This window comes from Paenibacillus sp. P36, from assembly GCF_045866505.1.
GTDB lineage: Bacteria > Bacillota > Bacilli > Paenibacillales > NBRC-103111 > Paenibacillus_E > Paenibacillus_E chondroitinus.
Genome location: NZ_AP038372.1, coordinates 7205246 through 7230879 on the forward strand (window position 1 = coordinate 7205246; position 25634 = coordinate 7230879).

A 25634-nucleotide genomic window follows, 5' to 3' on the forward strand; every position below is an offset into this window, starting at 1 on the left:
ATCTACGCCTCCTCTGCAAATCTAGCTGCATTATTGCCCATTTTCTCCAAAATGGTTAGGGCCAATTGCTTCTCTTCTTGGGATAGACCGTCGGTCAAACGCTCCCGCCAATCCGTTAACACTTTACGCACATCTTCCTTGATCAAAAGCGCCTTTTCAGTCAGATGAACCTCGTTGCATCGTTTATCCTTTTCACTGACCGTGCGCGTTATGTAACCTTGCTCTTCGAGTTTTTTCAGTGCTTTTGCCGTCGTACCTTTATCGATTTTCAAGTAATCCGCCAGTTCTTCTTGCGTCAGGCCATCTTCCTTATAGAGCGCGTTGAGAAAAATATGCTGCCCCTTGCCGATATCGTACGCTTTCAGGTGCTCACCAATATACATTTGTCCATACCGGTATAACAGAGAGATCCACCTTGGAATGCTGTTTCGGGCATCAATCATAATCCTTTCTCCTTCCTTCCTGCAAAATGGTGGGACTGACCGAATCGTTGCACTTGCCACTAGTTTATCATACGCGCGATTAGTTGCATGCGCAACCAATTTTTCAGATAAAACAGCCCCTTTTTAAGGGGGCTTGTCTGGTCTGGTCAGATTATTGTTCAAAAATGTGAAGTTATTGCACTTGTAGAAACTGCTGCTTTCGGCAGCTTTTTGCGAGCCATCCAGCGCCGCTGGACAAGAAATCCGCGAATCGCTTCATCACAAATCATAGCCACATAAACGCCGTGGAGCAGCCAACCGAATTTTAGACCAAATACGTACGTGCCTCCAACCGCAAAAATCCACATGACGCCAATGCTCACATACATGATAAATTTGGTTTCACCAACGGCGTTAAGCGCATTATTGAGCGGCATATTCCACATTTTGAGCGGCTGCAGAATTAAATTCATGGCCATGACACCAACGACAATCGAGATAATTTGGTTATTTTCAGTAAACGCCCCTACGATATGTTTGCCTAGTAAAAATAACAAGAGCGTATTGGCAACCACGACCACTTCGCCCCAAAATAACGCTTTATAGAGGCTGCGATACGCTTTCTCCATCTGTCCCGCACCGAATAAATGCGCCACCTGAATTTGGACCGCCATCGCAAAGGACCAGCCTGCCAGGAAAGAGAACGATTCCATCGTATTTAGATAGGTTCTAGCCGTAAGCTGCTCTGCGCCCATCGTAGCAACCATCGAAAATAGGATGACTTGGGACAAGGTCCATGACGCCGAACTAATGGCCATCGGCAGGCCAACTTTCGCGACCTCTTTCAGTAGTCCCTTATGGAATACGCGCAGGTCACGCCAAGTGATAAGTGTAGTAAAGGTTTTGCGGAAAATGTAAAAAAGCACGAACAACGCGATGACGCGACTTCCTACCGTTGAAAGGGAAACGCCAAAAAGCCCCCATTTTGGGAATCCTAAAGCGCCAAAAATAAACACATAATTGCCGATAATATGGATGATGTTCATACCGATAGCAACAAGCATCGTACCTTTCGTATTGCCAGTGCTGCGGATAATCGTGCTAAAAGTTAATACAGCTGCCATGACGATCGTTCCACTGCCTACAATTTGAATATACTGCCGCGTCATCTCATATAGGGAGGCCGGGACATGCAGGAAATAAACGAACAAATCCACACCGAAATAGAGCAGCAGAGAAACAACAACGCCCAAACCCAGCGTTAATGTAAAAGCCATCGAAGCCACTTTCCGCGCTTCTTCCTCTTTGCCTGCTCCGAGTTTCTGGGAGATGACAATGCCCGCTCCGCTGGATATAAGAACGAATAGCATAATGACCGCTTGGAAAAATTGATTGCTGATCCCAACGACAGCTACCGCATCGTCCGAAATCCGGCTCACCATCAGCGTATCCGCCGTGCCGATCATAAATTGCAGAAATAATTCAATCATTATCGGCCATACAAGCCCGAATAACGTCATTTTCTTTGCGGTTTCCATGTTGGTTTCCTGTTCTTGATCTTATTGTGTACACGCGTTCAGCACGCACATACAATGATCTATTTTAACAACACTTCTTCAGAAGTCAATGCTTTTTACTGCAAAGCTGCCGTGGTGGCTAGGGCATGGTTAAGGATGCAGCCTGGTTACACGCTAATGGACTCAGGTGCCTCTATTCGATGAAAAAGAGGCCTTTTTAAAGTCTAACGGACACAGCAGCCGCTATTTGCCTTTGTAGCAGGGTTTCCACTGCTTTTAGGTGCAATAACGCTTCTGGTGTCCGTTAGCTCAAAAATCAGGCTATTTTATTGGAAATAGCGCCTGTGGGGTCCGTTACAACTTGCGGGAGGCTTGTTGCAAGAGCACAGAGCAGGCACACCGAGCTCATCGCCTGGAGTGAAGCTCAAAGCCTAAAGAAACTTCACGCAAACCGGCCGCGATATCACCGCGCTTTGCCCAGTTTCCTGCAGCATCCCCGACTCCGCGTCCACGCGGAAAACCGTGATGCTGTCCGAGCCCTGATTCGCCGCAAGCAGGAAGTCCCCCTGCGGCGTCAGGGCGAAGTTCCGCGGCGTCCGCCCCAGCGTCGCCTGCCAACCCACGACGGACAGCGTGCCGCTATGTCCGTCCACGGCATAAACCGCGATACTGTCGTGTCCGCGGTTTGAGGCATACACATGCCGGCCATCTCTGGAGAGATGGATGTCCGCGCATGTGCTTTCGCCGCTGAAGCCTTCCGGCAGCGTCGAAATGCTTTGCAGCGCGGTCAGCGTTCCCGCGCTGGCCTCATAAGCCAGCACAGTGACTGTGCTGTCCAGCTCATTAATCGCGTACACGAACCGGCTGTCCGCGCTGTACACCAAATGCCGCGGGCCTGCGCCCGGCTTCACCGCTGTTTCACCATGCGCGTGAAGGAGGCCGCCCTCCGCGTCCACGCGGCTCACGATCAGCCGATCAAGGCCCAGATCGGCGGAAATCGCATACCGATTGTCTGGCGCCAGCACAATCGAGTGCGCATGCGGACGCTCCTGGCGATCCGTTCGCGGCCCTAAAGTACCTTCATGCTTGACCAACTGCGTAGGCTCGCTCAGCTTTCCACCCTCTTCAATCTGATAGGAAGTCACACTTCCGCTTGAATAGTTGGCTACAAACACGGCGCTGTTCGTTTGATCCACGCTTATATAACAAGGAGCAGTGCCGCCTGTAGGCTGCTGGTTCAATTTCGTCAGCTTCCACGTTCCAGCTTCGATCGCATATGCCGCGGCTGAGCCTCCAAATCCACCCAGATAAGTATCCGTCTCACTGACCGCGTATAAGACAGACCGATCCTCATTTAGAGCAAGGAACGAAGCGTTAGGCAAATCACTATACGCATCCAATAGTGTGATTTCTCCGCTTTGCAGGTCCAGCCTAAATAACGTAATCCCCGTCTTATGTTCTTCGTTTGTATAAGAACCTACATAACCAAACAATTCTTTCCGTCCTTCACCTGACACCAGCAATCAGCCTCCATAATTGCAAATTTAATTACTCATTATTTCATCATTTATCTTTCACCGTTACCACGCCTCATCACAGCCGTCACCACCATCGCAATAACAGCCCCATAAAGCGCTAACTCCATATCGTGATGGGTATCCCACGGATCACCTTGCGTTCCAAGAAATAACGTACCAATTTCCGGGGCAACAAGCAAAGCTACCCACATTTCTATCAGCTCATAAAAGGCTCCCAACGCCAATATCGTAACGCAGGTCATCACATAAAGCCATCTACGGCTTAGCTGCGTCCACGCACTCAGAGCTTCCCTTAACGGGTAAGCTAGCAGCAGCCCAAAACTGAAGTGCACCAAGCGATCATAATTATCGCGTTCCGAATGCAGAATCAGCTTCAGCCAAACATCCACGATATTTTCGTTATAGGAATAATGAGCCCCTACAGTATGCAGCGCCAGGAACAAACCAATTAACGAATAAGACAAATTGGACAACTTATTTAGCTTATAAGTGCTGACCAAGGCAATAAGCGCTGCCCAAATCAAAAGATTTTCCAATACCCAATCGAATCTGCTGTAAGGAGCAATCGCCATCCAGATCCACAATCCTACATAAATGACGATCATCGCATGTAAAGGCCTATTTGAACCAAAGGTTCTTGCAGATTTCCGCGCAATGTTTCCCTTCTCATTCATGGCTGAGCCCCCTAATTTAGCTTTTACTAAGTTTAGGTTATCTCGCCACAGTCTTTTCCAAAAGTACTAAGTTTATGTAGTACTGCGCAAATCCTAGCTACGGACGAAGCTGGTAAAGCTTGGGGGTTAGGTCGCAGCCTTCAAAAGCTTCTAAAATCCGACTCGGATACGTCTCAAGCTCAGAAAGCGTCGCAATGAGGAATGCAGGGGCAGTCCTTCCGGACGCTTCTGACAATGCCCTTGCCTGTTCTAATGTCTTATAGGAAAAACGCCCCCAAGGAGCGGTATTCTCCTCCACAGCCGGATCGATCCAATAGGGAATATGTAGGCCATGAAACCAAGCGGCTTTGAGTACCTGCTCGGCAAATGCACCCGTTCCATACAGCATCAGAGAGGCAATGCCGTCTTTTTTAACCCTCTGAAGGGTGTCGAAAATCATCGCCTGACTGCCGAACCCATCTGCCAGCTGCAAATAATAATGATACAAATAGTAGGGAAACCTTCTGGTTGCCATGCCCTGCGGCCAATTCACATTCATAACGGAAGGCGCGTAATTACAACTGTTCAAAAACGCTTCCGGTCCCGCCAAATACCACTCCTCCGCCACAGCTTCACAAATCAAGGCAATATACTCCGTGCAGAAATTGTCCTGATGTGTCAAGTCCCCCAAAACCCTCGCCTCTTCCGGCTTAGGCATAGCTAGAACGCGGTGCAGCGGCTTGCTCCACTCTTCCGGATGCATGGACGCTCTGGATAACCGTCCGTCTTTTTGCTGCAGCAGATACGCATAGTACCTTTGGAAGGCAAGCGCTCCTTTTTGACACGCCAGTTTTCCTGCGTATTCTTCCTCTGATCTGTGCAGCTGCGCTTGTATAGGACTTATGCGGCTAGCGTTGTCTTCATTATAACGCAGCGTTGAGCCGAAACCGCCCATCATGAGCTCCTCCAAAAAAGCAGGAGTCCTCGCAATCCGCTTCCCCGACTCGCTTCCACCGCTGCCTGAGCGAAGCATGCTCCGAATGTCCATGCCTTGAAGCCGGAACTCATCCAGCCGATTCGTGCCTACAGCGAGTAAGTGCAGCATTTCCGGCTGCAGTCCTGCGAGTCGTACAATTTTTTCCAATGCACCTTGAATGGTTCCCTGAAACCCAATATCTATCGTCACTAAACGATCCGGTGAACCAAACTCTTGCTTCAAGTAGCCTACCAAAAGCTGCCTATGACGCTCAATCGACGCGGAGAGCTTACTTTGCCCAGATTCACTTTGTAGATAATTGCATAAGAGACTATAGATGGTTTCCCCATTGTCCTCAGTTATGTACTTGCATGCTTCAATCGGTTTTTCCAAGTAAAGCTCGAAATCCCTCTCATCCAACCCAACACCCAACACGTCGAAAAGCTCTCTCACTTTCAAACCTTGAATATTTAATAGATAAGCAAGCTCATCTTCCCCAAAATGCTCCAGACCCGCCATAAAAGTAGCTTGTCTGGATACGTAAACCGGCTTCACTTGAAGCTCCATACCTCTGAGTTGCGCAGCTTGCTCAAGCATCGGAGCTAATAAATACGCCTCCCTCATCAACGGGTTCACGCATGTGATGCCCTCTTGGACACAAATATCCAGCACCCATTCGCACAAGGTGTGCAGGAAAGGCCCGATCACATCCGTGCCAAATTGGTATAAGACGCGCTCCTTTTCCCCGCTTCCAGCCGCCAAGTCCGAAGCTGCAGCCAGCTTTCGCAGCGACTTCCATTCCGGCAGCACATCCCCGTGCCTGACAAATTCCCAATGATGGATGCTTTCAAAATGCTCCAGAATGACAGGATAATGTAACCCCCTGATTCCGGCTTTGGATGCTCCTTCCACATCAGCGGCTACATTGTCACCGATATGTACGATAGATTGACTGTCGATTTGCGGATAAAATTCTTTGAGCCTGGCAAACAGATGCCCTGACGACTTGCCCTCGCGCTCCTCCGACGAGACGAGCAGCGTATCCACCTGGGACAGGTCAAGCCCGGCTGACGCAAGAATTCGCCGAAGCTGCTCGGAAGACAAATACATATCTGATAACAGCGCCACCGGAATCCGCTCTTTTTTACAGGCGTAGAGCAAGGAGGTAATGTGTGGGTTAACATAGCAAAACTCCGCTTCAACTTCCACTTCCAGCCGGGCAAGCTCATCTCTGCGGCCAATCGCTTCCGGTATTTCTTCATAAATCAGCTCCAACGTGACTTCACCGAAGCCGGTTTGAGCCGTTTGCTTCGCACGAGCTTTGTGTTCGGCACGAATGCGCATTTCTTTGAACGCTTCCGGGGACACATAAGTTTTCAGAAAGCCATTACGATGCGCCCGCTCGGCGATTTTCGCAAATACGTCAGACGGATTCGCACAAGTACGAAAGAGCAGCGTGTCGAAAATATCCAGACTTAGCAGCCCAATGCCCTGTATTTTTCCAGCCAAGACACTCAAATAACGATCCTTTTCCCACAAAAGCAGATCAGTCGGGCTTATCGGAGCATGCAGTTCCTTTGGCATCAAAAGCCTCCTTCATGTTTGGCGCAAGCAGCAACTTGCACAAATGTATTTGAGAAATATGACGAATTTGAGGTAAGCTTAATCTATGATAAATCGGAGGTGTTTCTAGTTGTCTGACCAACCCTTGGTGTCCATTATTATCCCTACGTATAATCGTCGAATCGAGCTTGCTGAGCTCGCAGAATCATTATACCGCCAAACGTACAAAAACCTGCAAATCATTATTGTCAACGATGCCGGTCCTTCGGTAGATTTCATTCAGGAGCTTTATCCAGAGCTCGCCATTCAAATCGTGAATATGCCGCAAAACCTCAAGCACGTTCACGCTCGAAACCGCGGCCTGCAAGAAGCGAAAGGCGATTACATCATGCTCTGCGATGATGACGATTTGCTGCTCCCCATCCATATTGAACGCATGCTGCAAGAAATTCAAGGGTATGATCTTGTTTATCCTGATGTCGAAATTTTCGATTATGTTTATGAAAATAATGCCCGCTCCATCACAAACCGTTTCGTATTCGCATATGAATTCGATGTGCCGGCGATGCGCAGATTTTCGACCTTTTTCTCATCCGGCTGCATCTTCCGTCCTGAATTGATTGAAGCTTTGGGACCTTTTGACACGGAAGTGTTTCACTACTGGGACTGGGATTTCTTCTTAAGAGCGGCTGAGAAATTCCGCGTGAATCGCGCGCCTATTGCCAGCGTCCTCTATGCTTTTGCGCAGCAGGGCACCAACAACATGTCAGGCCAGCTTGACAATATGCGCCCCTTCTTGGACATGCTATCGGCCAAACATGGGCTCGGCGATTTGCCTACCAAAAATTTCTTCCTCCTGCTTGAGGAACCGGAAGTCAAAGAACGTCAAGCCGAAACCGAGCTCATTTGGGACGGCGAACCGATTCGCTCGCGCTTATTCGAATAAACCTTTGCCATACAAGCTCCGAAATTCGCTTGGCGTCATCCCTTCTTGCTCCTGAAAACGCTGGTTAAAATAACTGGCGCTGGCATAACCGGCTTGAATCGCGATTTCCTTGATCGCCAAGCTTTCCTTCTCTATCAAACGCTGCTTCGCAAATTGAATGCGGCATAGCGTAATGAAGGAGAGCGGTGTCATCGAGGTCGCTTTGCGAAACAATTTGCAGAAATAGTATGTGCTTACGCCTGTGAGCTCCGCCCATTCTTCCAGAATGAACGGTTCGCAGGCTTTTTGCTGCATAGTAGGAAGTATAGCCAGGATTCGATCCACGGACTCTATCCCCCGATTGCTCGTTAATGGGGCAGCATAACTCATGAATTCACTTAAGATCTTATAGGATAAAGTCGAAAGATTCGTCGGCTTCAGAATGCTATTCGACTCCGCTTCTAGCAGCAGCTCGTGAAACGCCTCTTCCAGCTCACTCCATCTTTTAAGTGTCCATAACGTGCGCAAAAAGCCTTTTTCCAACATAAACTCCTTCAGATGACTACCGTAGAAATGAACCCATCGAACATCCCAAGGATCCTCTTTGGAGGAATAATAACGCTGTTCTTGAAACGGATAATATAGAAAAGCATCGCCTTTTTGCAGCACGTGCTGCTCCCCTTCAATCTCCACATACCCTTTTCCTGAAAGGATAAAATGAATGCTGTACGAATCATAGTAACCTTCTTGCCGATAAATGGAGTGTTCAGGGGAATCCTGATACCAGCCAACCGATTCCGGAAAAATAAAATAGGGGCATTGCTGCAGCTTCGGCAGCATGACTTGTCTTTTCATCCCTCACGCCCTCCTTCCTCAATGACAATATTCCGATATCGGATGCAATATATTATCATATTCATTTTAAATAACTCGTTTTATAATAACAATATAACGCTATTAAATATTTTTTTCAAAGGAGATCATATCGTCATGACAAAGCTTCGTTGGGGAATTTTAGGCTGTGCGGGTATTGCAATTAGGGCTTGCATCCCCGGAATTGTGCAGTCCCAAACTGGTATTGTAAGCGCTATAGCCAGTCGCGATTTGCAGAAGTCACAAGAAGTTGCGGAGAGGCTTAACATTCCAAAAGCTTACGGCAGTTATGAGGAATTAATTGCCGATCCGGATATTGATGCTATGTACATACCTCTGCCGAACCATCTGCACAAAGAATGGACGATTCGCGCTGCAGAAGCTGGCAAGCATGTGCTTTGCGAAAAACCTGCTTCATTAACGGCTGCTGATACAGAAGAAATGGTTGCGGCTTGTGAAAAGGCCGGCGTACAGTTCGCTGAAGCCTTCATGTATCGCCACCATCCTCGATATACACGCATTAAAGAAATCATTGATTCCGGAGAAATCGGCGAAATTCGCGGTATTCATGGGGCTTTCACCTTCAGCAACCCGGGTGACAGCAAAAATGTCCGCTTCAAACGCGAGTGGGGCGGCGGTTCGCTCTATGATGTAGGCTGTTATCCGATCAGCGCAGCGAGAATGATTCTGGGCCGAGAGCCTGAAGCGGTTACGACACACGCCTTCTTCTCCCCTGAACATGATGACGTCGATATGATGATGTCCGGACTTGTGGAATTCAGCGGCAATGTCGCGCTAACTTTTGACTGCGGCATGTGGGCTGGTTCCCGCAATATTCTAGAAATCGTCGGAGCGACGGGGCGGATTGAAGTCCCATCTGCCTATGTCACTCCTACGGAAGAATCCGGTCAATTTATCGTCCATATTCGCAATGAGCGTCGGGTTGAGACCGTTCCTTTCCTGAACCAATATGCGTTAGAAGTTGACGATTTGGCTTATGCCGCTTGGGGCGAAAAGCAGCCGAACTTCGCAGCTAGTGATGCTACCCTTAACATGAAAGTGCTTGACGCTTGTTTGGAATCAGCAAGAAAGCGTGCACGCGTTGTGTTGTAAGTTAACAATAATTCCTTAACATACGAAAGGTTGGGATGACTGCGATGAAACACATTCAAATTAAAGGCTTAGAGAAACCTGTATCCAAACTGATTATGGGATCTGACTTTTTCCGTCTGGACAACCGTCAGGAAGTCAGCGACGTTCTTGGCCATTATTTAGCGATTGGCGGCAATACCATTGACTCGGCTTTCATTTACTGCGGCGGGCAAAGCGAGCAAGCGCTCGGCATTTGGATGGATGAACTGGGCAACCGCGATGACATCAACATCTTCACCAAGGGAGCTCATCATGATCAAAACGGCCCCCGTGTGAACGCAGAGGCGATCCGCAGCGACCTGTTCACATCGCTTGAGCGACTGCGCACGGATTACATCGACCTCTACGCGCTGCATCGCGACGATCCGGCCATTCCGGTCGGCGTGATCCTGGAAGCGCTGAACGAGCATGTAGAAGCTGGACGCATTCGCGCATTCGGCGGCTCCAACTGGACGCACGCGCGTCTGCAGGAAGCGAACGACTACGCGGCGAAAAACGGCCTTGTCGGCTTCAGCTTCAGCTCCCCGAACCTCAGCCTCGCGAAAGCGAAAGAGCCGTTCTGGAGCGGCTGCGTCTCCGTCGATGAAGAAGCTCTGCGCTGGCACGAGTCTACGCAGCTGCCGCTGCTGTCTTGGTCTTCGCAGGCGCGTGGATTTTTCACGGGCCGGTATACGCCGGACGTGCTCGACAACGCCGATCTCGTTCGCGTGTTCTACAGCGACGAGAACTGGACGCGGCTGCACCGCGCGGAACAACTGGCTAAGGAAAAAGGCGTAACCGCGATTCAGATCGCGCTCGCCTACGTGCTGAGCCAGCCGTTCCCGGCTTGCGCGCTCATCGGACCGCGCAACGAGGCCGAAATGCTTTCATGCCGCGACGGCGCGGAGCTTGTGCTCACTCCGCAGGAGTTGGCATGGCTTGATTTGACAGCAGCTACGGTGTAGCTGCATGATGGAAGCCCCGGCGGGTAGTGCCGGGGCTTTTTAACGTTGTTTTTTTACGTCAACGTGGCACTTTACCGAGCAGTTGGATTCCCTCGTGCCGCTCCATTTGAAATAAAATGAATTTCTACCTCTAATCCTCGCTGCTTATTGGCTAGGCAAGAGTTAGCTGCAGAAACTCCATCTAAATCACCGGTAGATGAACAATAGTTACTAGATTCGGCGAAATTAACGGTAGGAACTGCAGTTACTTGGGCAAAAGTGGCATAAACTGCAGAGCATATAAGCAGAAATCGGCGTTAAACTCCTCAACTAGTCCCTCTCTTTCCGCCGGTTACCATCGACCCAGCAGTTCTCCTAAAACAATTAGAGGACTACAGTTGCCTCACGCCGAAAGAATTGGACATCTCAGTTTTTTAGGTGCTATAAGACTCATCTACTCAATTTAGGGAGTTGTTCAAATGAAGTACTTTATCATTACCGGTACATCCCGTGGTCTTGGAGAAGCTATGGCATTTAAGCTCATTTCTCCTGAGCATCACCTGATTTGTATTTCCAGGACAAAAAACGATGACCTAATTGCCGCTAGTAGTCACCTAGATTACTACGAATATGATTTACAAAACGTCAATCAAATTGAAGCTCTGATGGAACAAGTGTTCCAGAAGATTGACCTAACAGATGCCGATGGCGTCTATCTCATTAATAATGCAGCTATCATTTCACCTTTTTCCCGAATCGAGCAAGCGAACTCACAGGACTTAATGGACAACCTTCATATTAATCTGCTCGCCCCTATCGTGCTTACCTCCAGTTTCATTCGCCTTACCCAGCACCTACCGTTAGAAAAGCGCATCCTGAACATTTCCTCAGCCTCTGCCAAACAATTGCTTCCAGGTATGAGCGCATATTCGGCAGCCAAAGCGGGTCTCGATGCTTTTTCATCCTGCGTAGGCTTGGAACAGGGGGCCGACTCAGCGGCAGTCAAGATCGTTTCGGTTTACCCTGGTATGGTCGATACAAGTCTGCAAGAACAGGCAAGGAACACAAGCAATGAGGCATTGGCCACACCGGACATTTTTAAAATGGTAAAAGATCGCGGTATGCTGATCTCCCCCAATACAACAGCCGACAAATTGATCGGCTTATTACTCGGTCACTCTTTCCATCAAGGGACAGTTGTGGAAGACCTCCTCCTGTAGCTACGATCTCAAGCGCATTGGCTTGTCCCCCATCCTCCTCCCCAATGGACGGCTTATCCATCCACATGATAAGATAGAAGCTAGCACTACTTACATCGTTAGCTAGCTTTCCTTGAGGAAAGCTTTTTAGGAGGTTCCATGGGAAAGACAGATATTCGCCGAGATGCCATTATGCAAGCCATCAAAGATAAAGGCTCCATCGCCTTGATCGATATCGTTCAGCAATTTGGCGTATCGGAAGCAACAGCCAGGCGGGATCTTGAGATCCTGGAGCAAGAGAAACGCTGCATCCGCACCTTCGGAGGCGCCGTGCTGGAAAGCTTAAAGGTGGAAGTCCCCTTTTTCAACAAAATGGACCTTTATACAGAAGAGAAAAAAGAAATCGCCGACAAAGCGCTCAACTTCATCGAGGACGGCGATATTATCGGCTTAACGGGCGGGACTACCACGACGTTCATCGCCAAAAAGCTGAACCAATTCAAGAACCTCACCGTCATCACCAATGCGGTGAATATCGCCTACGAGCTCATTGGAACGCAAGGGCTGCAACTCATTCTGACGGGTGGCGTGATTCGCACGCAAACGTTTGAACTTTCGGGGCCGCTCGCCAATGCCACACTCGATAATCTCAGCATCCGCAAAACCTTCATGGGTGTAGACGGCATTTCCTTGACACGCGGCATGATGATCTACAATGAGCTGGAAGCCGAAACGAATCGCCGAATGATGAAGCAATCCATGGAGACGTATCTTGTGGCCGACCATTCCAAATTCAGTCGCAGCTCCCTGTTCGTCATTGGGGAAGTGCAGGAAACAACCGGTATTATCAGCGATTCCAAAATAACGCCAGAAATGAAGGAAGCCTTCAGAGACGCCGGCGCCCCCTTCCTTTAAAAAGAAAAACTCGACCTCTCGGTTCTTTACCGGGGATCGAGTTTTTTTCATCTTAACAGCACCTATTGATTTTGCCGCTTTCATAACGCTCGTGAAGAGACTGCATATAGAACTCTTTTTCCGTCAAAATGGGATGGCCCGGATGATGTTCCTGCTGATGCTTCACGTATTTGTCATAGTCCGGGATATTGAAAATGATCTTGACCGTCGTGTTCAGCTTGTTCGAAAATCTCGTGATCGCATTCACGCTATCACCCTCCAAATGTGGATTGGACGAACGGCGATTCTTGTAGTTGGGGCTTTTGTTTTTGAATGATAATGTTGAACCACAAACGTATTGAAATGATGATCATCAGAAGGACAACGATACCAAAGAAAATCGTTAACCCTGCATCGATATAGTTATTCGTTACAATTTGGTGCATAATGTCCATGTTTTTAGCTGGCGCTATCACTTGGCCTTTATCAATTCCCTCTTGATACTTTTTCGCAGCCGATAGAAAACCGATGGTTGGATTCGGGGAAAATGCTTTTTGGTAACCCGCAGTCAACGTCGTCACGGCCAGGAATACGAAAGGGATCATGCCTACCCAAGCATAGCGGGCTTTGCCCATTTTGATCATAATCGTAACCGCTACGGCTAAAGCAATGGCCGCCAGCATTTGGTTGGCAATCCCGAAAAGCGCCCACAGAGAGTTAATGCCGCCAAATGGATCGACAGCTCCTTGATAGAGGAAGTATCCCCACGCCAAGCAAACGATCAGGGAAGCGATGAAATTGTATCTTAGATCTTTGGTTTGGCCAAAAGGTTTGTAGAAATTGCCGACTAAATCCTGCAGCATAAATCGGCCGACACGAGTCCCCGCATCTACGGCAGTCAGAATAAAAACCGCTTCGAACAAAATCGCGAAATGATACCAGAACGCTTTGGCCCCATTTAAAAAGGAGGAGAAAATCTCAGCCATACCTACGGCAAGCGTTGGTGCTCCACCTGTTCTGGAGAGGATGGTTTTCTCGCCGATTGCTTTGGCTGTACCCGTAATTTGATCAGGCGTCAAAGTGAAGCCCCAGGATGAAATCTTGGCTGCGACGGCAACAGGATCGGTTCCAATCACAGCTGGCGAAGAATTCATCGCAAAGTACAGACCTGGCTCCAAGGAGCATGCCGCAATCAATGCCATCACCGCAACGAAAGATTCAGCCGCCATTCCGGCAAAGCCGATAAACGGCGCGTGGCTTTCTCTATCAATCATTTTCGGCGTCGTACCGGAGGAAATCAATGCGTGAAACCCGGAGACCGCGCCGCACGCGATCGTAATGAACAGGAACGGGAATAAATTACCGGAGAACACGGGTCCAGTACCGTCAATAAACTTGGTTACAGCAGGCATTTTTAGTTCAGGCAAAATCACCATAATACCGCCGGCAAGGAGCAGGATAACGCCTATTTTCAGAAATGAGCTTAAATAGTCCCGCGGAGCAAGCAGTACCCAAACTGGTAATATGGAAGCAATAAGCCCATAGATCACCATCAAAACAGCAATTTGCGGAGCGGTGAACGTAAACATGTTAGCTAAAGCAGGACTTTCCGCTACAAACTGACCTGACCACAAAACGATCATTAACAAAACGAAACCGATGATAGAACCCTCAATGACTTTGCCCGGACGAATAAAACGCATATAAAAGCCCATAAATATCGCAATCGGCATCGTCATCGCAATGGTGAACATGCCCCACGGAGATTCTGCTAACGCTTTCACAACAACAAGTCCAAGAACAGCGACAATAATAATTAAAATGGCCAGCGTTGCAATAGAGGCTAGCGTACCGCTGAATGGGCCTACCTCATCTTTGGCCATTTGTCCGAGCGACTTACCGCCGCGGCGCATGGAACCTACCAGGGTGACAAAGTCCTGCACGCAGCCCGCAAGAACGGCCCCGATAATGATCCAGAGAATACTCGGCAAGTATCCCATCTGCGCGGCCAAAATCGGACCAACGAGCGGCCCCGCTCCTGCAATCGCAGCAAAATGGTGACCGAAAAGTACATACTTGTTCGTAGGCACATAGTCTTTGCCATCATTTTGAACATGAGCCGGTGTTGCCCGCTTGTCGTTAAGCTCGTAAATTTTGCGAGCGATAAAGCGACTGTAGAATCGATAACCGAAAGCATACGTACAAATGGCAGCAACAATTAACCATATGGCGGAGATGCTTTCGCCTCTCGAAAGTGCGAGCATCGCGAAGCCTGACGCGCCAAGCAGGGCAATAACCGCCCAGATCACATAGGAAGCAAATCTGTTTTTTAATAGTGACATATCTATGAACACCCTCCTGATAACATGAATGTTAGCGCTTACAGGAAGTATAGCTTGTTTGGGGAACAAGCGGAATACCTGAAACGCAACATGCCATTTTCGAGCTTCATGATGTTAAATTTCTAGTTTCAAACGCAGCTGCTTCACATAATTTCGGCTAACGGGTATCGTGCTTCGCCCTGCATCTTCCATCAGCAGGTTGTACGCGCCATTCACCCAGGTCTTCATTTCTGAGATGGCGGCGAGGTTAACCAGATAGCTTTTGTGGCAGCGGAAAAAACCGTACGGCTCCAACTTTTGCTCCAGCTCAGAAAGGGTATACGAAACGATATAAGCCTTATCGTGAAGGTGAACCTGCACATGCTTAATCTCTTTGCTAATATACATAATATCCTTCGGCGAGACATATCGGATTCCTTCTTCCAATTCCAAAGCGAGCTTTACGCTCGTTTTCACGGATGCCGTCTGGCTTAGTGCGGCCGCCGCTGCGCTGTTCTGAGGTTGTGTTTTGGTTTTGCGCAGCTCCCTGAACACAATGGCGATATCCTCCTCATCGTACGGCTTCAGCATATAATGAAAAGCACGCAGCTTAAACGCGTGAACGGCATATTGATCGTAAGCAGTGGAAAAAACAATTTTCACCTGCGGATTGATTTCTCCTACAATTTCGGCAACCTGTAAGCCGCTAAGATCCGGCATGTCCATATCGAGAAATAACACATCCGGCGCTAATTCCTTGACCTTCTTAATCGCATCCATTCCGCCAGTTGCCGCGGTAACTTTATCCACCTCCTCACTGCTTTCCAATAGATAAATCAATTCTTCTCTAGCCGGCTCTTCGTCATCCGCAATGACTATATTCCAACCCAACCGCCATCACCTCACCCAAAATTTAATGATCGTTCCTTCCCCCGGCTTGCTTGCTATTTCCAAAGGATGTTCTTTACCGTAGTGATAATTCAGGCGCTGCTCGATATTCCGCAAAGCCAACCCCGCATGTTCCGACTGACTATCGAGTTCGGCTGTTTCAAGGCCAACTCCGTTGTCCTGTACAGTAACACGCGCATGGAGCTTGCCCTCGTCGAGCTCCTCCTTCACCGAAAGTCGAATGACCCCGATGCCCGGCTTGTTTTTGATCCCATGCACGATGGCATTCTCGATCAGCGGCTGAATCGTAAAAGGAGGAATCGCATGATCCAGCAGCCTTTCATCGATATCGGCGTAAAATTCCATCTGATCCCCTAGACGGGATTTGATCAAGCTCAGATAAGACATGACCAGCTCATATTCATCACGTATGGTGATAAGGCGCTGGTTGCCGTGGCTCATATTTTTTCGCAAAAACTTGGATAGATGCATTACCATTTGGCGGGCTTCTTCCGGTTTTGTACGGATAAAAGATTTAACTGTATTCAGCACATTAAACAGGAAATGAGGATTCATCTGCGCCTGCAGCGAGCGAATCTCCGCATCCGCCAGAAGCTGTGTTTGCCGATCCGATTCAACGAAAGCATATTGCTGAGAAAGCAGCTCCGCGAGAGAGGAAAGCATGCGTCTGCGCGACGGATTGTCATCCTGCTCACGCTCGAAATAAAGGCGGAACTGGCCGACCTGCGGCCGATTGGGAACACGGATGATGAGATCGTTGGCGTGCTGCGTTTTTCTCCCCTCCGCAACCCAAGACTCGCCATCCTTACTGAAAAATACGCCTACCGACTTCATTTCCTCATTCAGCACCTTCGAGATTTCCGCTACCGCCTTATCAAAATCCAGCCGCCAAAGCGGCATCGTCATATCGGCAATTTGCAGGGCTTGATGCGCATGCTCCGCACCAATTCTGGCCTCTTCGCGCTCCATTGTGTTATATAACACAAAATAGAGAGCGACACCAACACTATTGGCGAGCGTCTGGGGCAAACCTATGAGTGACACCAAATTGAATGCATCATCCCAAGGCTTGGCCAATGCAAGAATAAGAATCATTTGTAGGGCTTCAGCCATGAATCCAACGAGAAATGCGAGCTGTACGGAAGCTATTTTCCGAAAGCGTTTCTTGAAAGCATTGCGGCACAGTCCTGCCAATATGCCCTGCAGAATAGGAGCAATCATACAGGCAACCGCAACAAATCCACCTAAGCTGTAGCGATGCACGCCGGCTATGATGCCGACGATAAATCCGCTTTTGACGCCACCAAGCAGTCCCGCGATGACAACACCAACGGTACGTGCATTCGCAATAGCCGCTGTTGGTGATACCTCGCCAATCCAAGGGGCCGGCCTGTACGTGTAGTCGGAAACCGTCACACCCGAATACGTCGCAAGAATCGCATACGCGGAGAAAAAGAACAGAAAACGCCATTGATACGTCCTGTCCCCTTGATAGCTCATATAGCTGCGCATCCATCGGCTGCGGGAAAACGCAAACGCCAGCGCGATTAGAAAGCCAACCCGTTCCATCATATCCACGAACAATTGAATCAGTTGAAGCATGCTTCACTCACCTTTTGCAATCTCATATCGTTATCCTAACAGAAATTGTGTGGGCTTGCTTGCCGTATACTCATCCAGCGCAACTTCTACCTCATGTGCCCTTAACAAATGTCAAAAACCTAGCGAAAATTCCGCTATGGCTTGCTTATGGGAACTGGCGTCCTCTATTTTGGAGGAAAATGAGTGGTTTCCTCTCATAGTGGAACTACAGGATCTTATTGCGCCGCCCTGGCGCGTTTTCCTCAAGAAATTGGTGGAATAGCAGCCCGTAGTTCCGTTCCCTTTCGGAATCGGCTGTTTTCGGGGGAAATAGAGACCTGTAGTTCCCTTCGAAAGAGCTTTCTGCGGATTTCATCGGCAGAAATAAAAAGCCTGACGGCACAAACGCCGTCAAGCTTGGCGCTAGCTACTTTGCCAACCAATCCTGCACATTGCATCACATACTCATCCAGCGCAACTTCTACCTCACGTGCCCTTAACAAATGTCAAAAACCTAGCGAGAATTCCGCTATGGCTTCCTTATGGGAACTGGCGTCCTCTATTTTGGAGGAAAACGAGTGGTTTCCTGTCGGAGTGGAACTACAGGGTCTTATTGCGACTCGCTGGCGCGTTTTCCTTAAGAAATTGGCGAAATAACGCCCCGTAGTTCCTCTCCCTTTCATAATCGGCTGTTTTCGGGAGAAATAGAGGCCTGTAGTTCCCTCAGAAAATAGCTGTCTGCGGGGCCTGACGGTACAAACGCCGTCAGGCTTAGGGCCAGCTACTTTGCCATTCCATCGCCAACCTGCCCCCGCAGCAAAAAAAGGAGACTGCCCTAAGAAGTCAATAATGACCTTCTCAGAGAATCCCCTTTTTCAAAAACTTACCCAGCTTTAACTTCTTCGGTATTCGGTTGTGGTGCAGCATTTGCTTTGTACTTCAAGGTAGGCAGCATAATAAATACGCCAATCAGGAAAAGTACAGCGGATGTGACATAAATGGATGGCAGCGAGAAGGACGCTTTAATGCTGCCGGCCAAACTCATTGTGAGAACCATAGCTCCCATGAACAACGGGTTCAAAATCCCATTCACACGGCCAACGAAAGATTCTTCCGTGTTACCGAGTATCATTGTAGAGATCGCAATTTGGATAGCAGGCATCACTAGACCGGAGAAGAACTGCATCAAAAGCGCCAACCACACCAGATGAGTCAATCCCATGACAGCAAAAGTCACGACGCTTACCGCCATCCCGATAATCAGCAGTGCTTGCGGGGACACTTTTTTCGAAAAGCCCATCGTCGCCCCGCCCCCAATTATCATCGCAACACCATTGGCTGCCATAAACCATTGCAGATCTTCCTTCGGCAATCCAAGGTTTTCAGTGACTAGAAAAATACCCAACGGTGATATCAAACCAATCGCCAGACCTGCTACTGCAAAGCAGCCTCCTAAGGTGACAAGCATTTTATTATTCAAAACATACTTAAACCCTTGACCCATTTCCGCAAAAATATGCGTGGACGGCTTCTCGGTCCCTTCCTCATTTTTACGGTCCGCAGGAAGAAACGTGAGTACAAGCGCAGAAAGCAGGAAGCATACGCCCATGATTGCAATTGCTACTTCAATGCCAAAATGATAGTAAACAAATGTCCCCATAATAGGGCCCAGGATCATAAAGATCGCCATCATCGATTGAAACAATGACATCCCCATTTGCATTTGGGATTCAGGCACGTGAACCTTAAACAACTTCATGCCGGAAGGTTGGGAGAACTGAGACAAGATGGACGAAACCAACGTGGCGAAAAAAATCGCCTTCCAGGAGCCGTAAAACAGTGTCACCATAATGGCAAACACGGACACGGCGCTGAGAATATCACACCAGACCATCGTTAATTTCGGTCGCCACCGGTCCGCAAAGGCACCACCGATAAACGAGAAAATAAAAATTGGCGCAAACTCGGCCACCGAAATTAAAGAAACGGAGTATGGATCATTATTCGTCATGTCTGTGACATAGAGAAGAATCGCAAAGTTACGAACCCAGATTCCGATTTGTAAAAAAAGACCGGACAGCATAATGGCTTGCACGAAACGACTGGCAAAAAACGAACGCATCGTCGGAGTATCCGAAGCTATTGCTTGAGACAAAAGAAAAACACCCCTTCATTAATCAGATAGTCTTATAAAACAAGACCTCCTTCTTACGTAAGAAGAAGAATAAATGTTTCATAAACCTTTTCTACTTTAACGAAAAAAGGTTCCTATCGTCTAGTGACATATGTCATATGACCAGTCACAAACCTAGATGCCTCAGCGTGACTGAGACATGAGCAGCGCGGCTCCAACGGCACCTGCGGAGGATCCGAGCGCAGATGCTGCGAACCGGACCGGTCCGCGAATCGAAGGCAAGCAGCGCTCCTCGACGATCTCGCGCATCGGTCCTAACAAAGGCTCGCCGATATGCGAGGCGCCGCCGCCAAGAATGACCACCTGCGGATTCAGCAGGTGGAGAATGCTCACGAGCCCGATGCCGAGGGCTCGGCCCGCTTCGCGCAGGATGCCGTTCGCGGCGGCATCCCCTTCCGCGGCTGCGGCCGCGACCAACCGCGCATCCACGCGGTTCGGGTCGCCTCCCGCGAGCCGCACGAGGGCGCCCGCTGCGCCCTCGCCAGCCCGGCGCACGTAGTCGGCGCCGCGGCGGCCAATAGCAGTGCCTGACGCATACAGCTCCAGGCACCCCACATTCCCGCAGGGGCAGAGCGGCCCATTTCCATCAATGGAAATGTGGCCGAGCTCCCCTGCGTTATGATTCGTTCCGGCGATCAAGCGCCCGCCGGAAATGATCCCCCCGCCGATCCCCGTGGAGATCGTCACAAACACACAGTCCGGCGCGCCCTCGCCCGCGCCGGCCAGCCATTCGCCGACCGCCGCTGCGGTGGCGTCGTTCTCCAGCCTGACCGCGCAGCCGAAGCGGTCAGTGAGCACGGCGGCGACGGCCATGTCGCGCCAGCCGAGATTGGTGGCGAACGTGACGACACCGTTCGCCGTATCGAGCGTGCCCGCGGTGGCGACGCCAATGCCGCGGAGAATGCCGCGACCGCCGGGCGCGGTCGCGAGCAGACCCTCGATCAGGCTCCCGAGCCGATCGAGCACAGCCTCCTCCTCCTGCTGCGCCAGGGTGGGAATCTCTTCCTTGGCGATGATGCGGCCATCGCCGCTAATGAGCGCGGCCAACATCTTCGTGCCGCCCAAGTCAACCCCAACGTAGTAATCCCGCAGGTACACGTCTTGTCCTTCCGTTCTTTCCGTTCTTTCCGTTCTTTCCGCTCTTTCCGCTCTTTCCACTCCTTCCGCTCCCTCCGTCCATCCCGTCCCGCTCATATCCTGTTCCCCCATCCATTCACCCCCACTCATACCTCCAACCTCCATCCAATCGCATATTGTTCCGACAACGTAACAGGCAGCCGCCCAACCGGCTTCTCATGCCCCAGCAGCACATTTGCCAGAGACACCATCGCCAGCGGACGATTCTCATAACAGGCCAAATACGTCTTCACCTCAGGAAACTCAAGTAAATCATAAGGGTTTCTTCCTGCAGCTACGATAAAATGCAAATCTTCAATCGCCGCAAGAGCCTTTACCAACTGAGTCTGTCCTGGCGAAAAAGTGGCATTATAAGTGACCATAACCACCTGCTTTTTGCCTTCGGCAGCTTGCAGGGTTGCAGTAATCTCAGACTCGGAAGGGTACAATCCCAAGATCACCTCTTGGACATCTTTCCCCGTGAGTTCAGCCAGTGTAGCTCCCAGCGTTCCCTGCCGCTCCACAACCTCATCAATCTCCGTGCCCGTCTGCACTTCCGTCCAAATCACGAGCGGCGACTCATTCATATCCAACAGCTTACCGGCTTCGTCCTTCACTAGCGTGATACTTTTGCGGCTTAGCTCCTTAGCCAAAAGCTGATGTTCCGGCGTTGAAATAGGTCCTTCGGGAATCGGCGCCAGTTTTTCAAATTGGATCTCTCGTTTACATTTGTGAGTCATTACTCGCAGGACAGACGCATCTATCCGAGACTCTGGGATACGACCGCTTTCAACAGCTGCAATAACGGCTTCCATGGCGGAAACCTGCCGTTCCAGCGTGTGACTGACCAGTATGAGATCCGATCCAGCCTCGATGGCGCGAACCGCACCTTCAGCTACTCCGATTCCTTCGGATATCGCTTTCATTTCCAAACAGTCCGTAACGATAAGCCCTTTGAAATCAAGTTCTTCCCGCAGCAGCTCGGTTAAAATCCGATACGATAACGTTGAGGGCACACCGTTTTGTTCCAATGCCGCGAACACGACATGCGCAGTCATTATGGCGTCTACGCCGCCTTCAATGGCTTTGATAAAAGGGGCGAGCTCAAGCTCCATAAGCCTCTCCATGCTGTGCGGAACAACTGGCAAATCATGATGCGAGTCCTCTGACGTGTCGCCATGCCCAGGAAAATGTTTGACCGTGGCGATAACGCCCATGTCTTGCAGCCCTTTGACAGCATGCGTCCCCATATCGCCGACGATGGCCGCGGTTTCCCCGTAGGAGCGCACCCCGATAACCGGATTCAAGGGATTATTGTTAATATCCAGGCACGGCGCAAAGTTCATATTCACGCCCATCTGACGCAGCTCCTTGCCCATGATTTTGGAGCTTGCATACACGCCTGCCGGCGCAAAAGCAGCCCCAAGCGCCATATTCCCCGGCAGCAAAGTCGCCCCTTTTTCGATTCGGGACACCATACCGCCCTCTTGATCCACCGCGATAAACAGGGGTTGTCCCCCGCTGTGACGGCTTATTTCTTGCAATTCTGCGGACAATTGCGCCAATTGATGCGCATCTTTCACATTCCTCCGGAAATAGATAACGCCGCCAAGCCCATATTCTTCAATTAGCTGCGTAATTGCTGGATTTGGCTCAATTGCATCAAAGCCACAAATAAACAGTTGACCAACTTTTTGGCGTAAAGTTAATGGTTTATGCGCGTTGCTGGATATGAACGACATTATGGACACGCTCCTTGGATAGGTGATTAAGCTTTAATACATGCAATAATTCGTTTCTGCATAAGGAAGTACATCAGCACGACAGGAATCAGACTGAACATGATAGCTGCGCAAAGCGAACCATAGTTCATATTCAACTGGTCATAGAAAGCCACCATGCTCACAGGAAGCGTTCGAAACTTCTCTTTGGTCAGGAACAGATTCGCCATCATGAACTCGTTCCAATTGCTAAGGAAATTGAGCATAAACACTGGAATAAGCGGCGGTACGGTAATTGGAACAATGACGCGCCAGAGCAGTCCATAGATGGATAGTCCATCCATTGTACCCGCTTCCTCAAGCTCACTTGGAAAGGATTTGAAAAAACCGCTGATCATAAAAACCGTAGGCGGCAATCCAATAGTTATATAAGGCATAATTAAAGCAAAAGGTGTATTGTACAGATGGAAACTTCTCAGCAGCATATACAGTGGGACAAGCAAAGACCCGGCGGGCACCAGTAAAGCGACCATCAGAACTCGTTTGATGACCTTGCTTAGTCTTGGAAATTTCATGCGTGTCAAGGCAAAGGAGGTGCTTGTACCGAGGATTAACGTCAGCACGGCCGATATACTGGATATCACGAGACTGTTCGTAAAATAGTGCGAGACATGCGCGCCCGTCCACGCGTTCCCATAATTGGACAGCAGCCACTCATGAGGGAAAGACCAAGGAAATGCGATGATTTCTTTATTCGTTTTAAAAGAAGAATTGAGTACCCAGCCCAGAGGGAACAGGATAATAGCTATGTAGACCATAAGTATGGCGTGCTTGATGGCACCGCGTAGGGAATTTGCTTTTCGCTGCGTTTTCAAAACCGCGCCTCCTCTTGCTTGGCCGTCAACCAACCAAACACGGAAGTCAGCACACCTGTGAACAGTAAAATGAGCAGAGCGACGGCATTCGCATAACCGTACTCGCCGATTCGATACGCCTTTTTATACATATAAGTTGCCATCACTTCCGTTATCCCGTAGGGATTACCTCCCGTCATCACAAAGACGATATCAAGCGCTTTCATCGCACCGGTAATGGAAAGCAAGATCATCACGATAATCACAGGGCGCAGGAGCGGCAGCGTGATCGACCAGGCTTGACGAGAGCTTGATGCGCCGTCCATTTCGGCTGCCTCGAGGATGGTTACCGGGATGGCATAAATGGCCGACAAAACGAGAATCACATAAAAGCCGACCCACTGCCAGGCGTTAGTGACGAGCACCGAAATCATCGCCGTCGATTCATCAGCCAACCAGGTATGCTTCCAAGCCCCTAAGCCTGCAGCTTCCAGCAATTGATTCAAGAGTCCAGCTTCAGGATGATAAATGAATCCCCACAACACTCCGACGACAGCCGTCGATAAAATGGTAGGGAGGAAAATCATCGTTTTATAAAATCCTGTCCAACGCCGAATTTTGCTCAACACGAGAGCTAAACAAACAATAAAAGGGATCTGTACGCCAATCGAAAAAGCAATAAAATACAAGTTGTTTCGCACGGCAATCCAGAAATATTTATCCTGAAACGCTTGGGTGAAGTTGTCCAGACCGTTCCACTTGGCTGGTAGGATCCCGTTCCATGCCGTAAATCCGTAGCGCAATGACATCAGCATGGGGGAATAGAAAAAAATCACTAGAAAAAGCAGTGTAGGTACTGTAAAAATAGCGTATGCCAATGGGTTTCTTCCTACTTTGTTCATAGTTCATCCCACTAATTCGTATGAGTTTCTTCCTTATTTGAAGCATCCTGCTGCTTCTGTATTTCTGTCATCAGCGTGACCGGATCTGTTCTGCCGCCGACTAATTCCTGCATGCCGCGTTCCAACTTCTCACGAACCTTGGTTTGAATGCGCGAGTCGAAAGCAGGGAATGCCCCTTTGCTGGTGGCAAACACATCCAAAATTTGCGTAATCAGCGGATTCACATTACTCGTATCCTGCAGCTTCATGGCAGGCGGCATGCCTTCCTCGACCAGCTGTCTTTTTTGCATCGGCTCATTGTACATCTGCCTGATGAATTCCTTTATGGCATCAAGCTGCGCCGGGGTCACTTTCTTCGAGAAACCATACGCGTTTGACCACCCGCCGTTAATGAAGCCGTCTCCAGGGCCGCCCATATCCGGGAAGCTCATGAACCCTACATCCTTCACAATGGCAGACTTCTCCGGATCAAGCAGCGGCGTATTGGCCCAACTGCCGTCAAACATGAATGCCGCTTCTCCGCTGCTGAATTTGTTTTGCTGCTCGGCATATGAAAGTGCTAAACTGCCCTCTTGGAAGTACCCTTTTTTCACGAGGAGATCGTATTTCTGAAAGGCATCCACGACATCCGGATCTGTCCAGTGCTTGCTCCCATCCAGAAAACCTTCGACGGAGTCGCGCCCAGCCGTGCGCACCCACATGGTGTTGCACATCATGTTGATGACCCACGAGTCTTTGGCTGCCAGTGCGAATGGCGTTATCTTCTGAGCTTTCAGCTTGGCTGCAGCGTCAAGCAGCTCATTCCAGGTTTGAGGCGGTTTGATTTGATGCTCCGATAAAATCTTTTTATTATAGTACAAGCCCTCGACATAACCGGCCATCGGGATGCCGTATATTTTACCGTCGACTGTAAACTCTTCAAAGCTGTAGAACTTGTCCGTTAACCCCAGTTCACTCAAGATGGACGTCAGATCTAGCAGCCTGTTCGCTTTCACATAATCTTTCGTATCCGTCCCGCCGAAGAAGTCGAAGATCTCGGGTGGATTCCCGGCAGCCATCTCAGCCCTCAGCTTTTCAAAGCGATTCACTTTGTCCTCTACACCATCCAGTGTAATCGACAGGCCGGGCACCTTCGCCTCCGTGGACTTCACGACCTCTTGAAGCATCGCCAAACGTTTCTTCTGCGTATCTTTCACTTGCGTGTGACGAATGGTCAGCAGGACCGGTTCTCCTTTTGCCCCTGGGGAGGGTGCTTCGGAGTTTGGGCTGTTCAGGTTTAAGCTGCTGCAAGCGGACAGGATGAACGATACGGCCACAACCCCTGTTACCGGGAACAACGTTCTTATTTTCATCTTCCTTGATCTCCCTTAGGCTTGCATGTTAAGTATAAAATAATGGCTG

General features: G+C 49.5%; 21 protein-coding genes. 5 read left to right on the forward strand and 16 right to left on the reverse strand.

Annotation, left to right across the window (positions count from 1 at the left end; all coding sequences use genetic code 11):
* Window positions 1-2: 2 nt before the first annotated feature.
* The 5 genes from ACKTT9_RS31540 to ACKTT9_RS31560 form a co-directional block, all read right to left on the reverse strand.
* Window positions 3-443, reverse strand: coding sequence for a MarR family winged helix-turn-helix transcriptional regulator (locus tag ACKTT9_RS31540; protein ID WP_407869130.1), 441 nt, complete (start codon window positions 441-443; stop codon window positions 3-5).
* A 158-nt stretch (window positions 444-601) separates the two neighbouring features.
* A complete protein-coding gene (locus ACKTT9_RS31545) occupies window positions 602-1960 on the reverse strand; it encodes an MATE family efflux transporter (RefSeq protein WP_407869131.1) in 1359 nt (452 codons plus the stop codon).
* A 410-nt stretch (window positions 1961-2370) separates the two neighbouring features.
* The gene (locus ACKTT9_RS31550; RefSeq protein WP_407869132.1) at window positions 2371-3456 is read right to left on the reverse strand and encodes a lactonase family protein; all 1086 of its coding nucleotides are present in this window, start codon (window positions 3454-3456) and stop codon (window positions 2371-2373) included.
* 50 nt (window positions 3457-3506) lie between these two features.
* Window positions 3507-4151, reverse strand: a complete 645-nt coding sequence (locus ACKTT9_RS31555; RefSeq protein ID WP_407869133.1) for a DUF2238 domain-containing protein — start codon at window positions 4149-4151, stop codon at window positions 3507-3509.
* Between the two features lie 97 nt (window positions 4152-4248).
* A complete protein-coding gene (locus ACKTT9_RS31560) occupies window positions 4249-6690 on the reverse strand; it encodes an HAD family hydrolase (protein ID WP_407869134.1) in 2442 nt (813 codons plus the stop codon).
* Window positions 6691-6799: 109 nt separating this feature from the next.
* Between ACKTT9_RS31560 and ACKTT9_RS31565 the strand changes: the two genes are divergently transcribed.
* Window positions 6800-7615: a glycosyltransferase family 2 protein gene (locus ACKTT9_RS31565; protein ID WP_407869135.1), complete on the forward strand. Its 816-nt coding sequence runs from the start codon at window positions 6800-6802 to the stop codon at window positions 7613-7615.
* Here ACKTT9_RS31565 and ACKTT9_RS31570 read toward each other — a convergent pair.
* Window positions 7604-8449: an AraC family transcriptional regulator gene (locus ACKTT9_RS31570; RefSeq protein ID WP_127452429.1), complete on the reverse strand. Its 846-nt coding sequence runs from the start codon at window positions 8447-8449 to the stop codon at window positions 7604-7606. The two genes, ACKTT9_RS31565 and ACKTT9_RS31570, sit on opposite strands and share 12 nt — an antisense overlap.
* A 135-nt stretch (window positions 8450-8584) precedes the next feature.
* Here ACKTT9_RS31570 and ACKTT9_RS31575 point away from each other — a divergent pair, with 135 nt between their 5' ends.
* The 4 genes from ACKTT9_RS31575 (at window position 8585) to ACKTT9_RS31590 (ending at window position 12656) form a co-directional block, all read left to right on the forward strand.
* On the forward strand, window positions 8585-9580 hold the full coding sequence (locus ACKTT9_RS31575) for a Gfo/Idh/MocA family protein (RefSeq protein ID WP_407869136.1): 996 nt from the start codon (window positions 8585-8587) through the stop codon (window positions 9578-9580).
* Window positions 9581-9624: 44 nt separating this feature from the next.
* Entirely contained in the window at window positions 9625-10563 is a 939-nt protein-coding gene (locus tag ACKTT9_RS31580) for an aldo/keto reductase (protein ID WP_157319148.1), read from the forward strand.
* Window positions 10564-11021: 458 nt separating this feature from the next.
* On the forward strand, window positions 11022-11762 hold the full coding sequence (locus ACKTT9_RS31585) for a (S)-benzoin forming benzil reductase (RefSeq protein WP_407869137.1): 741 nt from the start codon (window positions 11022-11024) through the stop codon (window positions 11760-11762).
* Between the two features lie 138 nt (window positions 11763-11900).
* On the forward strand, window positions 11901-12656 hold the full coding sequence (locus ACKTT9_RS31590; RefSeq protein WP_127458734.1) for a DeoR/GlpR family DNA-binding transcription regulator: 756 nt from the start codon (window positions 11901-11903) through the stop codon (window positions 12654-12656).
* A gap of 52 nt (window positions 12657-12708) precedes the next feature.
* On the opposite strand, the gene ACKTT9_RS31595 is transcribed toward ACKTT9_RS31590, so the two are convergent.
* From ACKTT9_RS31595 to ACKTT9_RS31640, 10 genes are all read right to left on the reverse strand, one after another.
* Window positions 12709-12903 carry a YbdD/YjiX family protein gene (locus ACKTT9_RS31595; RefSeq protein ID WP_174806861.1) on the reverse strand — a complete coding sequence of 65 codons (195 nt, stop codon included), beginning with the start codon at window positions 12901-12903 and terminating at the stop codon, window positions 12709-12711.
* A gap of 4 nt (window positions 12904-12907) precedes the next feature.
* Window positions 12908-14977 (reverse strand): carbon starvation CstA family protein, encoded by a 2070-nt coding sequence (locus tag ACKTT9_RS31600; protein ID WP_407869138.1) that lies wholly within the window; start codon window positions 14975-14977, stop codon window positions 12908-12910.
* Window positions 14978-15091: 114 nt separating this feature from the next.
* On the reverse strand, window positions 15092-15847 hold the full coding sequence (locus tag ACKTT9_RS31605) for a LytR/AlgR family response regulator transcription factor (protein WP_407869139.1): 756 nt from the start codon (window positions 15845-15847) through the stop codon (window positions 15092-15094).
* A gap of 6 nt (window positions 15848-15853) precedes the next feature.
* Window positions 15854-17467 carry a LytS/YhcK type 5TM receptor domain-containing protein gene (locus tag ACKTT9_RS31610; RefSeq protein WP_407869140.1) on the reverse strand — a complete coding sequence of 538 codons (1614 nt, stop codon included), beginning with the start codon at window positions 17465-17467 and terminating at the stop codon, window positions 15854-15856.
* 862 nt (window positions 17468-18329) lie between these two features.
* Complete coding sequence (locus ACKTT9_RS31615) at window positions 18330-19568, reverse strand: MFS transporter (protein ID WP_407873154.1); 1239 nt, start codon at window positions 19566-19568, stop codon at window positions 18330-18332.
* 195 nt (window positions 19569-19763) lie between these two features.
* A complete protein-coding gene (locus ACKTT9_RS31620; protein WP_407869141.1) occupies window positions 19764-20882 on the reverse strand; it encodes an ROK family protein in 1119 nt (372 codons plus the stop codon).
* Window positions 20864-22498, reverse strand: a complete 1635-nt coding sequence (gene nagZ / locus ACKTT9_RS31625) for a beta-N-acetylhexosaminidase (RefSeq protein WP_407869142.1) — start codon at window positions 22496-22498, stop codon at window positions 20864-20866. Before nagZ ends, ACKTT9_RS31620 begins: the two co-directional genes overlap by 19 nt.
* A 26-nt stretch (window positions 22499-22524) precedes the next feature.
* A complete protein-coding gene (locus ACKTT9_RS31630) occupies window positions 22525-23352 on the reverse strand; it encodes a carbohydrate ABC transporter permease (protein ID WP_407869143.1) in 828 nt (275 codons plus the stop codon).
* Entirely contained in the window at window positions 23349-24209 is an 861-nt protein-coding gene (locus ACKTT9_RS31635) for a carbohydrate ABC transporter permease (protein WP_407869144.1), read from the reverse strand. The genes ACKTT9_RS31630 and ACKTT9_RS31635 overlap by 4 nt, the downstream gene beginning before the upstream one ends.
* Window positions 24210-24244: 35 nt before the next feature.
* Entirely contained in the window at window positions 24245-25585 is a 1341-nt protein-coding gene (locus tag ACKTT9_RS31640; protein ID WP_407869145.1) for an extracellular solute-binding protein, read from the reverse strand.
* Window positions 25586-25634: the final 49 nt, after the last annotated feature.